General features: G+C 71.9%; 18 protein-coding genes. 10 read left to right on the forward strand and 8 right to left on the reverse strand.

Annotation, left to right across the window (positions count from 1 at the left end; all coding sequences use genetic code 11):
• Nucleotides 1-24: 24 nt before the first annotated feature.
• On the forward strand, nt 25-462 hold the full coding sequence (locus tag IAG42_RS36880) for a hypothetical protein (RefSeq protein WP_188341977.1): 438 nt from the start codon (nt 25-27) through the stop codon (nt 460-462).
• A gap of 39 nt (nt 463-501) precedes the next feature.
• Here the strand turns inward: IAG42_RS36880 and IAG42_RS36885 are convergent, their stop codons facing one another.
• The gene (locus IAG42_RS36885) at nt 502-1,077 is read right to left on the reverse strand and encodes a TetR/AcrR family transcriptional regulator (protein ID WP_188341978.1); all 576 of its coding nucleotides are present in this window, start codon (nt 1,075-1,077) and stop codon (nt 502-504) included.
• A 107-nt stretch (nt 1,078-1,184) separates the two neighbouring features.
• Here IAG42_RS36885 and IAG42_RS36890 point away from each other — a divergent pair, with 107 nt between their 5' ends.
• On the forward strand, nt 1,185-2,639 hold the full coding sequence (locus IAG42_RS36890) for an MFS transporter (RefSeq protein WP_188341979.1): 1,455 nt from the start codon (nt 1,185-1,187) through the stop codon (nt 2,637-2,639).
• Nucleotides 2,640-2,765: 126 nt separating this feature from the next.
• Complete coding sequence (locus tag IAG42_RS36895) at nt 2,766-3,446, forward strand: DUF4232 domain-containing protein (protein WP_188341980.1); 681 nt, start codon at nt 2,766-2,768, stop codon at nt 3,444-3,446.
• Between the two features lie 38 nt (nt 3,447-3,484).
• On the opposite strand, the gene IAG42_RS36900 is transcribed toward IAG42_RS36895, so the two are convergent.
• Entirely contained in the window at nt 3,485-4,078 is a 594-nt protein-coding gene (locus tag IAG42_RS36900) for a VOC family protein (protein WP_188341981.1), read from the reverse strand.
• A gap of 140 nt (nt 4,079-4,218) precedes the next feature.
• Here IAG42_RS36900 and IAG42_RS36905 point away from each other — a divergent pair, with 140 nt between their 5' ends.
• Nucleotides 4,219-4,470 carry a hypothetical protein gene (locus IAG42_RS36905; protein WP_188341982.1) on the forward strand — a complete coding sequence of 84 codons (252 nt, stop codon included), beginning with the start codon at nt 4,219-4,221 and terminating at the stop codon, nt 4,468-4,470.
• A 3-nt stretch (nt 4,471-4,473) separates the two neighbouring features.
• Nucleotides 4,474-4,851, forward strand: a complete 378-nt coding sequence (locus IAG42_RS36910; protein WP_188341983.1) for a toxin Doc — start codon at nt 4,474-4,476, stop codon at nt 4,849-4,851.
• Nucleotides 4,852-4,894: 43 nt separating this feature from the next.
• Here the strand turns inward: IAG42_RS36910 and arr are convergent, their stop codons facing one another.
• Complete coding sequence (gene arr, locus IAG42_RS36915; protein WP_188341984.1) at nt 4,895-5,305, reverse strand: NAD(+)--rifampin ADP-ribosyltransferase; 411 nt, start codon at nt 5,303-5,305, stop codon at nt 4,895-4,897.
• A gap of 243 nt (nt 5,306-5,548) precedes the next feature.
• Between arr and IAG42_RS36920 the strand changes: the two genes are divergently transcribed.
• Nucleotides 5,549-7,084 (forward strand): class I tRNA ligase family protein, encoded by a 1,536-nt coding sequence (locus IAG42_RS36920; RefSeq protein WP_188341985.1) that lies wholly within the window; start codon nt 5,549-5,551, stop codon nt 7,082-7,084.
• A gap of 132 nt (nt 7,085-7,216) precedes the next feature.
• Here IAG42_RS36920 and IAG42_RS36925 read toward each other — a convergent pair whose 3' ends face one another.
• The gene (locus IAG42_RS36925) at nt 7,217-8,227 is read right to left on the reverse strand and encodes a helix-turn-helix transcriptional regulator (protein ID WP_188341986.1); all 1,011 of its coding nucleotides are present in this window, start codon (nt 8,225-8,227) and stop codon (nt 7,217-7,219) included.
• A gap of 274 nt (nt 8,228-8,501) precedes the next feature.
• Between IAG42_RS36925 and IAG42_RS36930 the strand changes: the two genes are divergently transcribed.
• Nucleotides 8,502-9,056, forward strand: coding sequence for a hypothetical protein (locus IAG42_RS36930; RefSeq protein ID WP_188341987.1), 555 nt, complete (start codon nt 8,502-8,504; stop codon nt 9,054-9,056).
• A gap of 142 nt (nt 9,057-9,198) precedes the next feature.
• Here the strand turns inward: IAG42_RS36930 and IAG42_RS36935 are convergent, their stop codons facing one another.
• Nucleotides 9,199-9,966, reverse strand: coding sequence for an alpha/beta hydrolase family protein (locus IAG42_RS36935; RefSeq protein ID WP_188341988.1), 768 nt, complete (start codon nt 9,964-9,966; stop codon nt 9,199-9,201).
• Nucleotides 9,967-10,185: 219 nt separating this feature from the next.
• On the opposite strand from IAG42_RS36935, the gene IAG42_RS38265 reads away from it, so the two are divergent.
• Together IAG42_RS38265 and IAG42_RS36940 are read left to right on the forward strand one after the other, a co-directional pair.
• Nucleotides 10,186-10,407 (forward strand): hypothetical protein, encoded by a 222-nt coding sequence (locus IAG42_RS38265; protein ID WP_223206499.1) that lies wholly within the window; start codon nt 10,186-10,188, stop codon nt 10,405-10,407.
• Nucleotides 10,408-10,554: 147 nt separating this feature from the next.
• Nucleotides 10,555-11,031, forward strand: a complete 477-nt coding sequence (locus IAG42_RS36940; protein WP_188341989.1) for a hypothetical protein — start codon at nt 10,555-10,557, stop codon at nt 11,029-11,031.
• A 151-nt stretch (nt 11,032-11,182) separates the two neighbouring features.
• On the opposite strand, the gene IAG42_RS36945 is transcribed toward IAG42_RS36940, so the two are convergent.
• Nucleotides 11,183-11,620: a hypothetical protein gene (locus IAG42_RS36945; protein ID WP_188341990.1), complete on the reverse strand. Its 438-nt coding sequence runs from the start codon at nt 11,618-11,620 to the stop codon at nt 11,183-11,185.
• A gap of 262 nt (nt 11,621-11,882) precedes the next feature.
• Here IAG42_RS36945 and IAG42_RS36950 point away from each other — a divergent pair, with 262 nt between their 5' ends.
• On the forward strand, nt 11,883-12,494 hold the full coding sequence (locus IAG42_RS36950) for a histidine phosphatase family protein (protein ID WP_188341991.1): 612 nt from the start codon (nt 11,883-11,885) through the stop codon (nt 12,492-12,494).
• A 5-nt stretch (nt 12,495-12,499) separates the two neighbouring features.
• Here IAG42_RS36950 and IAG42_RS36955 read toward each other — a convergent pair whose 3' ends face one another.
• Nucleotides 12,500-13,264, reverse strand: coding sequence for a CbtA family protein (locus IAG42_RS36955; RefSeq protein ID WP_188341992.1), 765 nt, complete (start codon nt 13,262-13,264; stop codon nt 12,500-12,502).
• Nucleotides 13,265-13,287: 23 nt separating this feature from the next.
• A complete protein-coding gene (locus IAG42_RS36960) occupies nt 13,288-13,509 on the reverse strand; it encodes a CbtB domain-containing protein (RefSeq protein ID WP_188341993.1) in 222 nt (73 codons plus the stop codon).
• Nucleotides 13,510-13,861: the final 352 nt, after the last annotated feature.

Genomic DNA, 13,861 nt, shown 5'->3' on the forward strand with positions numbered 1-13,861 from the left:
AGCGGTCGCGCTCGTTGAGTGGTCGTGCACATGGATGACCATTTGATTTTCGATACCGCCGCCGAGCACCGGCCACCCTGCTCCTGCGGTGGACCGGGCGCGGCGGCGAGCCCGCAGAGCGCCACGCTCTCCGGCCTGCTCGACACGCTCGAACGCCTCAAAGGAGAGTTCGAGCACCGTCTCACCGGCATCGTCAGGACGGAGACGGTGGCCGCCGGGGCCGCGGGCGGCCCGGTGGAACCGGGCAACCTCGATCTGCTCCGCCCGTTCACCGAGGCGATGCAGAGCATGGGCCGGGCCCGGGACGGCGACCGGGTGGACGTTGCCGCCGAACCACCTCGCGGAGCCCCCCGCAAGAAACGTTTCCTCACCGACGGTGTCGACGTGGCCCTGGGCACCTTTCAGGAACCGGTCGCCCTGCGCGCGTACCTCGCACCGCAGCGGCCGGTCCGTCCGGAATGACGGGGAGGGCGACCGCGCGCCGTGGCGCCGGCCGGTGCGTCAGGCGCCGGGCCGGTGCAGCCGGTCCACCAGCCCGTCGACGTACTCCGGCGTGAGTTCCATGCCGAACAGGACCCGGATGTACATCGGCGCCAGGATGTGGTCCAGCACGTCGAGTGCGTCGAGCACCTGCTCGCCGCGGTCACCGGCGCGGTCGAGCATGGACTGCAACTGCCCCATGCGTTCGGCGAAGAGGGCGTCGCCGGCCTTCAGGCCCTGTGGTCCGTCGCTCGACAGGGCGACGGCCAGGCGTACGAGCGCCAGCCCGTCGGGTCCGGTGATCTCGCGCGCCACGGCGGCCGCGTAGGTGCGCAGATCGCCGTCCAGGCTCCCGGTGTCGGGCATCGGGGACTGCGCGTTGAGGCGGGTGAGTGCCACCTCGCTGAGCAGTGCCTCCAGGCTGCCCCACCGGCGGTAGACGCTGCTGTCGGCCACGCCCGCGCGGGCCGCGACCTCGCCGACGGTGAAGTTGCCGTAGCCGCGCTCGCTGACGAGTTCGGTGACGGCCTGGTGCACCTGTGCGCCGACGCGGGCGCTGCGCCCGCCGGGCCTGCGGGCTCGCTGTCCTTCGTTCATGTCCCCACCTTAACGCAGTCAGGACTTGCGTTTGTGGGTCGACTCGCCTTATGGTCGCCTAACGCAGCCATTGACTGCGTTAAAGGGTGAGAGGAAAAGCAACCCATATGACTGCTGCGACACCCGCGACCACACACAACGGCCCCCACCGAGCCGTACTCCTGACCGTGACCTGCCTCGGCCAGTTCATGGTCCTGCTCGACAACACCATCGTCGGAGCCGCACTCCCCGACATGCAGCACCGCCTCGACACCTCACTGACCGGCCTCCAGTGGATCGTCGACGCCTACGTCCTCCTGGTCGCCATGCTGCTGCTCTCCGGCGGCGTCTTCGCCGACCGCTTCGGCCGCAAGCGCGTCTACCTCACCGGAGTCGTCGTCTTCACCGCCGCGTCCCTCATCTGCGCCCTCGCGCCCTCCCTCGGCTGGCTCATCGCCGGACGCGTCCTCCAGGGCATCGGAGCCGCAGCCCTCAGCCCCGCCTCACTCGCCCTCCTCGCCGCCGCGTACCCCGTACCGCAGGAACGCATGAAGGCCATCGGCCTGTGGGCCGGACTCAGCGGCATCGGCCTCGCCGCAGGCCCCGTCGCCGGCGGCGTCCTCACCGAAGCCTTCGGCTGGCCCGCCATCTTCCTCGTCAACCTCCCCATCGGCGCGATCCTCCTCCTGATGGGCCTGCGCACCCTCCAAGAGACCCGCAACCCCCACGCCCCCGCCATCGACGTCCCCGGAACCGCCCTCTCCGTCCTCGGCGTCGGCGTCCTCACCTACGCACTCATCGAAGGCGGCGCCCGCGGCTGGACCTCACCGCTCATCCTCGCCGGCTTCGCCGCAGCAGCAGTCCTCCTCGCCGCCTTCATCGCCGTCGAAGCACGCCGCGCGAACCCCATGCTGCCGCTGCGCCTGTTCCGCCAGCGCCTGTTCACCGTCTCCAACACCGCCATGGTCGTCGTCGGCTTCGCACTCATGGGCTCGTCGTTCTTCTTCTCCCAGTTCTTCGTCCACGTCCAGGGCAGCTCCATCCTGCGCGCCGGCCTCCAGACCCTCCCGGTCTCCCTCGCCATGGTCGTCGTCAGCCCCTACGCCGGCCGCCTCGCCGCCCGCTACGGCTTCCGCGTCGTCGTCACCACCGGCATGACCCTCGCCGGACTCGGACTCCTCGCCCTCGGCACCGTCCACGCCGACACCGCCTACACCAACGTCTGGTGGCGCCTCGCCATCGTCGGCACCGGCTTCGCCCTCACCCTCTCCCCGCTGACCGGAGCCGCCGTCCAGGCCGTCAGCCCGCAAGAAGGCGGCCTCGCCTCCGGCATCAGCAGCACCACCCGCCAGATCGGCGCCGTCCTCGGCGTCGCGCTCCTCGGAGCCGTCGTCCGCACCCGCCAGTCCGGCGGCGCCTCCTTCGAAGCCGGCCTCAACAGCGCCTTCCTCGCCGCCGGCGCCGTCACCCTGGCCACCGCCGTCCTCACCGGCCTCTGGCTCGCCCGGTCCAAGCCCGCGGACGAAACCGCCCCGGCCCCGCAGCGCACCACCACGGAACCGGAAGCCGTCCCCACCCCCTGATGAGGCCGGAAGAGGGACCAACACCCCTGTGACAGAACGAAGACGGCGCGGGACACCGCCTGTGACTCGGTGCGAGATACAAATACTTCCGACCACAGCACAGCGCCGTCCACCGGGGGAAACACCGTGAAGCACACCCGCGTCACCGCACTCGCCGCCATCACCGTCGCCGCCACCCTCTCGCTCACCGCCTGCAACAGCGACGGATCCGGCCACGGCTCCTCTTCCAGGAAGGGCTCGTCCTCCTCCGGACACTCCTCCACGAACGACGACGCCAAGCCCGCGGACGACACCACTTCCACGGGCGGCGCACAGGCCAGCAACCCAAAGACCGACGCCGACGACGACACGTCCTCCAACACCGGGAACGGCACGGCGAACTCCGGCACCGGCACCCGCAAGACCCCGATCTGCAAGACCGAGGACCTCGCCATCGACGCCGCGGACGCCGCCCCCGACCAGACCGAGGGCCGCATCGACATCACCATGGTCAACCGCGGTTCGACCACCTGCTCCGCCACCGGCTTCGCCGGCGTCGACATCAAGGACGCCGACCACACCACCAGCCCCATCGAACGCGGCAACGCCCAGCCCCGCGTCACCGTCCTCAAGCCCGGCGACGCCGCCGTCTTCAACCTCGCCTACACCATCGACAACACCGGCAACAGCCTCGCGTCCCCCACCCACATCCTCGTCACACCCCCGAACGAGACCCACACGGTCAACCTGAACTGGCCCGCGAACGCCGGTGACATCAAGGGCGCCTACACCGACGTCCAGGTCTACCCGACGCACACGACCGAGTAGGAACGGGCGGGGACGTTGCACGACTCAGGGGCCAGGCGTCAGCCCGAGACCTGGAACTCGTTCCCACCGGCATCGACGAACTCGCCCGCCTCACCGCCGGGGCGGCTGACCTCCAGCCGCACCCGGTTCCGCACAGCCTTCTCCGCAGCCGGCGGCCCCATCACCAACGAGACCGTGCTCGTGGGCGTCCGGCGCAACCGGACGCCCCAGTCGTGCGACTCGACCGACTGCCACCCGGCCTGCGCCTGCCAGAAGACCGACTGAGCGTCGCGCTCCTCGTCGGTGACATCGAGGCAGATCGCGACGAGACCGGAATCGGCGAGCACCCCCGGGTGGCCAGGCCGCAGCACACAGAACTCATTGCCCTCCGGATCGGCCAGCACGTCCCACGGCACGTCCCCCTGACCGATGTCGACCCGCGACGCCCCCAGAGCCAGCAACCGCTCCACCTCCGCCTTCCAGTCCGGCCCACCCGCCAGGTCGAGGTGGAGCCGGTTCTTGTACGCCCCCGTCGGCTGCCCGGTCGGCACGCACCGCAGCCGCAGACCGTCCGTCCGCCCCTGCGTCGCACCCCGCCAGAAACGCTCCATCCCCACGACATCGACAGCGTCGATCACGATCCCGGTCAGCATCCCGTTCCCCCAGCCCTCGAACCGCTCCCCGTCCCCCCGATCATGACCCCTACCACCCTCCACTGTCGCCAGGTACCTCACATGACATGCTCTGAACTGCAACGATTGAAGACAAGGTACCCGGCCGCTACCCTGAAACCATGCCCGCCTTGAATGTGGAATTCAGCGAAGAAGAGCTCGACGAGCTCCGCGAACTGGCACGCGAACAAGGGGTCACCCTCAAAGCCCTCGTACGCGCCTCCACCGCCGACCAGATCGCCCGACACCGGGCCCTGAAGGAAGGCGCCGAAATCTTCGCCCGCACCTTCCACGACCCGGCCCTCGCCGACGCCATCAAGGCCGCGGGCCTCGACGACGGACCGGCCACCCGCACGACGGGGCGGGCCGCCTGACCCATGCCCCCCGTCCTCCACGTCGACATGCGCTGGCTCCTGCAACAGCAGGAGACCGCCATGCCCGAGCACCCCACCGTCAGTGACTTCTCCGCCCTCATGGCCGCCGTCGCCCGCCACCGCGTCGACCCGCCCCGCGCCGGCACCGACTCCGACGCCTCCTGGCGCGCCGCCGCCCTCCTCCACACCTTCCTGCTCCTCAAGCCGCTGCCCGCGCACAACGTCCGCTTCGCCTGCGCGGTGACGATCGCCTACATGCACGCGAGCGGCGAAGGCATCGACGCCCCCTACGGCGAACTCGTCGACCTCGCCGCCGAGATCCTCACCGGCAGGACCGACGTCTTCACGGCCGCCGACCGCATCCGCACCTGGCGCCTGTAACCGACCCCGTCGGTTCACCCCCCGGCGGGCACGAGCGGCCCGCTCAGTTGATGATCTCCGCGCGGGCGTCCACACGGATGGCCGCCAGCCGGTCCCGCCACATCCGGAGCGCTTCGGGCGTCAGCCGGGTCCAGTCGGTGACCTCGCCGACGATCCGGAGCGGCTCCCGGCTGCGATAGGAACGGGTGGGATTGCCGGGGAACTTCTTGTCGGTGACGTTCGGGTCGTTCTCGAACTCCCCGGTCGGCTCCACGAGATACACACGCGGATCCCCGTCGCCCGCGGCGAGTTCGGCCGCCAGCCCCGCGCCGTCCCGCAGCGCGGTGAAGTAGATGTGATTCATCACGACTTCCGGCCGGTAGTTGGAGCGGAAACCAGCCGTGAGCTGGTCCCCGACCCGCAGATCGGCCTTCGTACCGTGGAAGAACGGCCCCTCGTCCAACACTTCGCTCACCGCCGCAGAGTACCTCTGCCGTACGGCCGAGGTACCCGGGGAGCGGCACCCTCCAGATCCGTGACGGCGGTGTCCGGAGCGTGGCGCATCCACGCCATGGCGCGGGCACGCAACCGTGATCACTCGCGTTCCGGCCCACGTCCGGCGCAGGGTGGGGGACAGGCGGAGCGTTCCTCCGTCTCCTCCGGAGGGCCCGTCCGGGGGAGGCACCCACCGGTTGTCCGCGTAGCAAGGAGTCGTGTCGTGACCGCGGTTGTCACCGCCGCCCCCGTCGTGGGGCCCACCCGCCCCCGCCCCTGCCTCTCCCTCACCCCGACGCCCACGACGTGGGTGGTCGCCGCCGCGGCCGCCGCGGACGGCGAGCTGGACATCGGTGAGCTCGCCGGCCCGTACGTCGCGGCCGACGCGCTGGCCCGGCGGATGCGCGCCGACGGGGAACCCGTGGTGTTCACGTCCGCCATCGACGAGTACCACCCGGGCGTCCTCGCACGGGCCCTGCGCTCCGGCCGCGAACCCGCCGAGGTCGCGGAGTCCTTCGGCGAGACCATCGCCGCCGACTGGGCGCACGCGCAGATCACCCTCGACGGCGTGGTGCGCGTCGGCCACGACGCGGGCCATCGGGCCAGGGTGGCGGCCTGGTTCCGGCGGCTGTACGCGGCCGGACTGCTCACGGCCCGGGAGGGGCGGCATCCGTACTGCGCGTCCTGCGAGCTGTGGGGGGTGGGGCGGCTCGTCGTGGGGGAGTGCCCGGGATGCGGCGCGCCGTGCGGGGGCGGTCCCTGCGCGGCGTGCCTGCGTCCCAACGACCCCGAGGAACTGGCCGATCCGCACTGCGCACGGTGCGGCGGACCCACTCGCCCCCGTGCCCTGCGCCGGCTGTTCTTCCCTCTGGAGCCGCACCACGAGGTGCTGCGGGCGCCCTGGGCCCACGCCCTGCCCGCGACCTCCCCCGCCGGCCGCGGCCCGGCCGTACCCGTGGACGGTTTCGCGGGGCAGCGCGTGGACCCGCAGTTCGCGGCGGCACTCGCCCACCTGGTGGCCGCCGAGACCATCGCCGAGGACGGACCGTACGAGGCCGTCCACTTCCTGCGCCGCCACGACACCGCCGTCCACCTGGCCCTCGTACCCGCGCTCCTGCGCATCGCCGGCCTCCCGCAGCCCGCGCGCTTCCACATCAACGACCCCTACGTCACGGCCGCGCCGCTGTGGGCGCTCGACGCGCTGACGGCGGTCGGCTCGGACGCCCTGCGACGACACGTGCTGCTCCGGCGGCCCGACGGCGCTCCCGTGGAACACCGGCAGCGGGAGCTGGCACAGGGGCGGCGGCACCTCGTCGGGCGGTGGAACGGCTGGCTGGGGAGCGTGTTCGCGGCCGCGCGCAGCGAACACGGCGGACTGGTGCCCGATGCGGCGCCGGGCGGCGTCGGGTGGGAGGCGCTCACCGAGCGGCTGCGGCGGATCGCCCCCGCACTGCGCACGGCCCTGGGCCCGGACCATTTCGCGGCCGCGCAGGCGGTGACCTTGCTCGACGAAGTGGTCGACCAGGCAGTGGAGTTCGGCCGTGCGAACACCTGGGAGGCAGCACCCGTGCTCGCTGCTCACCTCGCGGTGGCCGGCGCGCTGTCGGCGTGGGCGTGGCCGGTGATGCCGCACGGCGCGGCCCGGCTGGCGACCGCGCTCGGGGTGCCGGTGCCGAGGCCGATCGACGCCGCGGCCCTGTGCCCGCCAACCCCGGGCGCCCGCCTGGAACCCCCGACGGGTCCGCTGTTCGGCCTCTGAGCGGCGCTCAGCCGCCGACTGGACCGCTGTTCGGGCTGTGAGCCGCGTTCACCCCGCTGACGGACCCGCCGTCCGGACCCTGAGCCGCGCTCAGCCCCCGGCGGGCCCGATGCCCGGTCTCTGAGCCGTGGCTCAGTCCAGCAGCCCGAGGCGGGCGGCCCGCACGCCCGCCTCGAACCGGCTGGACGCCCCCAGCTGCTGCATCAGCTCCGACAGCAGCCGGCTCACGGTCCGCAGCGACACCCCGAGCGCCCGCGCGATCCGCTCGTCCTTCGCACCACCCGCCAGCATCCGCAGCGCTAGGACCTGCTGCTCGGTGAGGGCGTCCGCCCCGCCCCGATCGGGTTCGGCGGCCGCGCCGGTGTACGGGGTGGCCGTCATCCAGCAGTATTCGAACAGCGCCGCGTACGAGCGGACCAGGGCCGATCCCCGGGCGACGATCAGGCCGTCGCGGGGCCGGTCGAGGTCCAGCGGGAGCAGGGCGAGCCGCGCATCCATGATCATCATGGTGAGCGGGACGGCGGGCGCGGTACGCACCTCGACCCCGATCCTCACCTGGTCGTCGAAGTGCTGCACGAGATAAGGCAGTCCGAGCAGCCGGCGGCTGTAGAGCGTCCGCCGCCGGACTCCTCGGTCCAGCGAGATCCTGTCCCGCTCCAAGGACTCGTCCAGGTGCTTCTGCTGGAACGCCACCGGGTGCATGGACGACTCGTCGTTCTGCCCCGACTCGGCGATCTCCAGCAGAATCTGGTCGATGCCCGGCCGCCCGGTGATCACCTCGATCTCGACCGGCGACCCCGCCCCGCCGGACTCCCCCTCGCGGAGATACCGCTCCGCGAGCTCGCCGAGGGCCGCGTACGCCGACGCCGCCTCCCGCTCCCTCGCCAGCATCGCCTGCCGCTCCCGGGCCAGCAGCCGCCGCAACGCCACCTCCGGCCGCACCGGCACGACAGCGTCTTCGCCCGCGTCGTCGATCAGCCCCAGCCGCACCAGCTCCTCCCGGTGCGCCTTCGCCTCCGGACCCTCCAGCCCGGCCGCCTCGACCGCCTCCCGGAAACCTCCCGCGCCCCGCGCCCGCCCCCGCAGCTCGCGGTAGAGCGCCATGGTCGCCTCGCCGTCGAGCGCGCCGAACTCCGTGGTCACCGTGCCCCCTAGTCCTCAGTGATCGCGAGCACGACCCTACCCAGCGGGGGTATGAGAAGAGGGGACGGGATGATCAAGAGTGCTGAACACCCCCCGCCGGGTATGCGAGTTGAGGGGAACGAGCGAGGGGGCGGCAGGAGTGGCGCAGTCGAGGGTGAAGCGGCGGGCGACGGCATGGGGGCGGCGCCTGGAAAGGATTCTGACCCGGCGAATCTCCTGGACCCCGCCCCGGCCACGCCTCACCGGGGCACTGCTGGCTCTCGCGGGCGGCGTCATGATCACGGCCGCCGGCGTCCTGGCCGCCCTCCTGCACGACGCACCCCAGGTCTCGATGACCGGTTACGCAGCCCTCGTACTGGCATCCCTGGTGCTCCTCCTGATCCTCGGCATGCCGTCGGAGAAGCGCATGGTGGGGCTGGGACTGCTCTGGATCCTGCTGGCCCTCATGGTCCCGAACGGCTTCCGCAGCGCGGTCCTCGACTGGCGAGGGGAACACATACGGGCGACGGTCACCGAGGTGAGACAACAGGACGTACCGCGGACCGGCGGCGTCGACTACGACTGCAAGGCCGAGACGACGCAAGGGCGCGTCCTCTGGCTCCGAGACAGCGACCGGTGCGGCCGCGACACCCGCCCCGGCGACCGCTACGACATCGTGCGCGACCCCGAAAACCTCGTCGGCGCGTCGACATCCGCCCAGCCGATCACCTTCTCCGTACTGGTGCCGGGTGTCAGCGGGGCGCTGCTCCTGATGGGCGTGATCGGGGCGCGGAGCGTGAGCCGGTCGCCGAGCGCCAAGGCGGACAGGGTGCCGGTCGCCGGCAGGTAGCCGCAGCCCTCACCGCGACACGAGTGAAGGGCCCGGCGCCGACGGGGGATGCGGCACCGAGCCCTTCACTTCAAGGTAACGCCTACCGGACCGGCAGGCTCGTCGAGCGGTCGAACCTGCCTGCCCGGCCCTCAGCCGCCGCTCAGGGCCGGGCCTCGTCGAGGTACTGGTCGGCCCAGGCACTGATGATGTGCGCGGCGCGCTGCGCCTGGCCGCGCGCGGTCAGCAGGTGGTCGGCGCCTTCGAGGGAGATGAAGCTGCGCGGGTGCCGGGCCTCCTGGAAGATCTCGGCGGCGTTGTCGATGCCGACGGTGGAGTCGGTGGGGGAGTGCGCGACGAGGAACGGGAGGTTCAGCTCGCCGATCCTGTCGCGCAGGTGGGCCTTGCGGACGTCCTCGACGAAGGCGCGCTTGAGGACGAGGGTCCGCCCGCCGACGAACCATCCGTGCGAGCCGTCGCTGAGCACGCGGTCCAGGACCGAGTCGTACTGCCGCTCGACGTGGCTGGGGTCGACGGGCGCGGCGATCGTGGCCAGCGCGCGCAGCCCGGGCACCTCTCCGGCGGCCGCGATCGCGGCGGCGCCGCCCCACGAGTGCCCGACGAGCAGATCCACGGGCGTCCCGCGCTCGGCCATGAAGGCCGCGGCGCGCACCGTGTCCTGCACCTTGACGGTGAAGGACCCGTCGCCCCAGTCGCCGTCGGAGTCACCGATGCCGAGGTTGTCGAAGCGCAGCATGCCGATGCCCTCGCGGGCCAGCTGCTTGCACACGCGTGAGGCGGCCGGCGAGTCCTTGCCGAGGGTGAACCCGTGCGCGAAGAGCCCCCACCCCCGGACCTTCCCCTCCGGCAGATCGATCACCCCGGCCAGCTCGGGGCCGACGACACTGGGGAATCTCACTTTTTCTCTCATACGTGGTGCTCACCTAGGCAGAAACTGATCGGGGACGGGCCGCGAGCGGACGCCGGACGACGCCGTCGCGAGCCGACGAGCAGCATCCCATGCACCGATGGCCGATTTCGACAGGCCGGAAGCCATCGCCTGCTCACGGAACGCACTGTGACCTGCCCTTTTGTGTCCGAGGCCGACAGGGGCGGCGGGAAGGGCCTCCGTTTGGGCGCATACTGAGCCATGACTAAACCCTCGGTACCCAAGCGTCACCTGCCCACCAGCCCCTTCAAAGCCCCGGTCGCACCGGCTCTCAAGCACTTCGCCGTAGGGGACCAGGTCACCCATGACGTGTACGGGCTCGGCCGGGTGGTGGCCATGGAAGAGGGTGTCGCGGCGCTCGTGGACTTCGGTTCGGAGCAGAGGCGGATCCTGAGCCCGTATTCCAAGATGACAACGCTTTAGGTCCCCTGCGCCTTTTCCCGAGCCTGCGCAGCCTATGACCCGACGGCTTCCGGTGAGCCGACCGCCGGGGCCCGATCATGGGCTGGTTCTGGCGGCGGTTAGAGTCTGGCGTCTGTTCCGAAGGCAGGGACATGTCAGGGGAGGGTCATGCAGGCGCAACTGAGAGAGACCGCCGACGAGTTGGCCGGCGTTCTGTGGAGGGAGCACACCGTCTACCGCGAGCGCGGCGGCGGTGTGGTGATCCGGGGGGAGCATGTGGGGCGCTGGATCAGCATGGCGCCGACCGGCAGGCGGGACCAGGCGCTGATCCGGGCCGGCCGGATCCTCGACGGCGGCACCACCGCCCCGGCCCGCCTGGAGGCGGTGGCCGACCTCACGGCCGGGACGGCGGAGCTGGCCGGCATCTGCCGCCGCCTGCTGGCCGAGACCGCCCTCGACACGGCCCCGGCCCCGGCGCCGCGCGGCCGCGGGAACCAGGCGGGCCGGCAAGGACGCAAGCCCAAGCCCGCCCGCAGGCCGAAGGGGCGGCGCATGTCCTTGGCCTCCTGGGTGGTGCTGCTCAGCGTGGCCGGTCTCGTCGCGCTGTGGGCGTACAGCGTCTTCGCGCGCCCCGTCGGGTTCTAGAGGAGCCCAGGGACGCCGTTCAGCGGCATCAGCGGCCGCCCGGCCGGTGCTGTTCGCGCGGGCGCGGACCATCCGGTCCAGGCGGTCGGCCGGCTCGCCGACCGCCTGGGAGCCGGTGCCGAGGGCGCTGGTCCGTCACCCTCGGGCCCGGTCAGACCGTGACGGTCAGAACCTGCGAACCCGTGAGCTGGTGGCTGGCGTTCTCGGCGTAGACCTTGATGTACCGGGGCGCGCTGCCGGGCGCCATCGTGAACGAGAAGCTGTTGCCCAGGATGATGTCGGGAGCGACGAAGCAGGGGTACTGGGGGGTCGGACCGCAGTTGCCGACACGGTAGTTGCGCGTGACGGTGTCCTCCAGGGCCTTGGCGTCCCAGGTGACCGTCACGGTCTGGCGCGCCGCGTCATAGGTGTACGCGAGCCCTGTAGGCGCCGGCGCCGCCTCGACCAGCGCCTGAACCGCCTGGGCGGACTGCCGAGGGGCAGCCGACGCCGGTGCCGCCACCCCGATCAGCGCCACCGCCACCGCCACAGCCGCCCCCGCAACGGTCACGCCGGTACGTCCCGCCCGCACGCGCACGATGAAACCCATGAACCCTCCCCGGTCGGCCTGCCTCCGGCAGCAAGCAGCCTTGCCGGATCGTCAGGCATCGATTTCCGGCGGAGAGTAACCACCGCACCCCACACGGGCGGGCCCTGCGCATGATCACGTGGTGAACGGTGGCTTGCGCCGGGGACACGCACTCGGTCCGGCGCCGGCGAAGCCGGTACGTTCGACCTGCCCCGCCCTGCCCTGTACCGCCCTGCACAGGGCTGGATCCGGTACGAGCGCCCCCGTACGACTAGGAGTCCTGGTGAACCGACGTGTCCTGTTCGTCGCCCCCGGCATGAACGCCGCCCTGCGGCAGGCCCGGTTCGACGACGGTGCTCCCCTCGACGCTGCCGGGCGGGCCGCTGCCGAGGCGGCGGCCGGTGTGCTGCCGGTGCCTGTGGCGGCGGTCGTCTCCGACAGCCGGCGGTGCCGGGAGACCGCCGAGGCGCTGGGGCTCGCCTCCCTCACGGCGCCCGCCGAACTGGCCCCGCCGGACCGGGGAACCTGGCACGGCCGGACGCTCGCCGAGGTGTCCGCGGCGGAGCCCGAGGCGGTCGCCCGGTGGCTCGGCGACCCGGAGTTCGCTCCCGGTGGCGGCGAGTCGTTGATCGACGTGTGCGCCCGCGTGGCCCGCTGGCTCGATGCGGCCGTACCGGACGACGGGGACGGGCCCGTGGTGGCCGTCGTCGAACCGGACGTGGTGCGAGCAGCCGTAGTGCACGCCCTGGGCGCGCCCGCGTCGTCCTTCTGGCGCTGCGACGTGGCACCGCTGACGGTCACCGAGCTGAGCGGCCGCGGCGGGCGCTGGAACGTGCAGATGGGAAAGCCGTTGGGCCCGGCCGGTTCGCCCGGCCGGGCCCAACGTGCGGACTGATCCGGTCAGTTCCCGGCGGGAACCGCCCCGGCGGCCGCGGCCCGCGCGGGCTTCGGCTGGAGCAGGCGCTGGGCCAGCTCCCCGAAGACGAGACCGAACCCGCTCCACAAGGTGACCTGGACGGCCAGCGCGGAGAGCCGGAACCGCCACAGCAGCGTGGCGGGGAAGTGCTCGGGCACGCCGTCGGCCGCGGGCAGCACGGCGAAGGCGATCCCGACCACGACGGCGAATCCCAGCAGCGCGGCGACGGTGGCGTAGTAGGTACCGATGCGTGGCGCCAGCCGCTTCCCGAGGATCGTCGCTCCGATCGCGAGGAGCACGCTGAGCAGGATCATCAGGAAGAACAGCGTGGTGCGCTGACCGATGGTGTCGGGGTTGCCGACGGCGGGCGGGGTGGCCGGGTACTTCAGGTACGGGACGACGTACACGGCCAGGAGCGCGCTGCCGGACAGCAGCAGCGCGGTGGAGCGTGGGCCGAAGCGGCCGACGCGACCGAGGGCGAAGCAGTAGGCCAGGGCGGCGATCCCGCCGAAGGCGACTGCGTAGACGAGCATTCCGGTGGCGAGACCGGCGGTCGACTGCAGGCTCCGGGAGACGAGTTCGACCTCCTCGCCGCCGTGTGAGTGTGCGGCGTGGGCCTCCTCGAAGGCGATGGCTCCGTCGACGTTCGGCTCACCGAGCCAGTAGGCGACGACCAGGGCGAGCACGCCGGCGGCCAGGCCGGCGAGCATGCCCCGAACGAGCAGATTGCGTACGGTGGTCGAGTTCATGAGCGCGCGGCTTCCCTACGGGATCAGTGGCAGGGGAAGCCGAGCAGGTGGCGGGCGTCGTGCACCCACTCATGGACCCCCGCGCCGCTGAACACGGAGGTGGCGCCCTGTTCGGCGCCGACGAAGTACAGCAGGACGAGCATCAGGATGCCGAAGAACGCGGCCCAGGGGGCGATCGTCCTCAGCGGCAGTGTGGCCGGAAGAGTAGGCGTGTCGGCGGTCGGCTGGGCGACGTGCTGCGCCATGGCAGGGCCTCCTTCGGGAGTTCGCGTCCCGTCTCGGTGGTGCACTTGACGACCGTCACGGGTCTGACTCACGAGGGGCCCGAGGGCCTCCCGCACACAGTGGCGCGACCGTGCCGGACTCTCACCGGCTTCCGTCGACCGTCGTCGATATCGCACTGACCGTACCGCCTGACGCGGGCATGGCCAATACGGCCCGGGGTGAGACGAGGCGGGGTAAACCCGCACTCCCGCACAAACTTGTCCAGTCAAGCATCTGCTGGAGGCGACGAACAGATCTCGCTGCGGAATACAGATGCACGTACAAGGAGACCGGTACGTGGAACCGCCCGGGGGAGCGGCTTGCGATCAGGGT

Origin of the sequence: Streptomyces xanthii (assembly GCF_014621695.1) — a bacterium.
Taxonomy (GTDB): domain Bacteria; phylum Actinomycetota; class Actinomycetes; order Streptomycetales; family Streptomycetaceae; genus Streptomyces; species Streptomyces xanthii.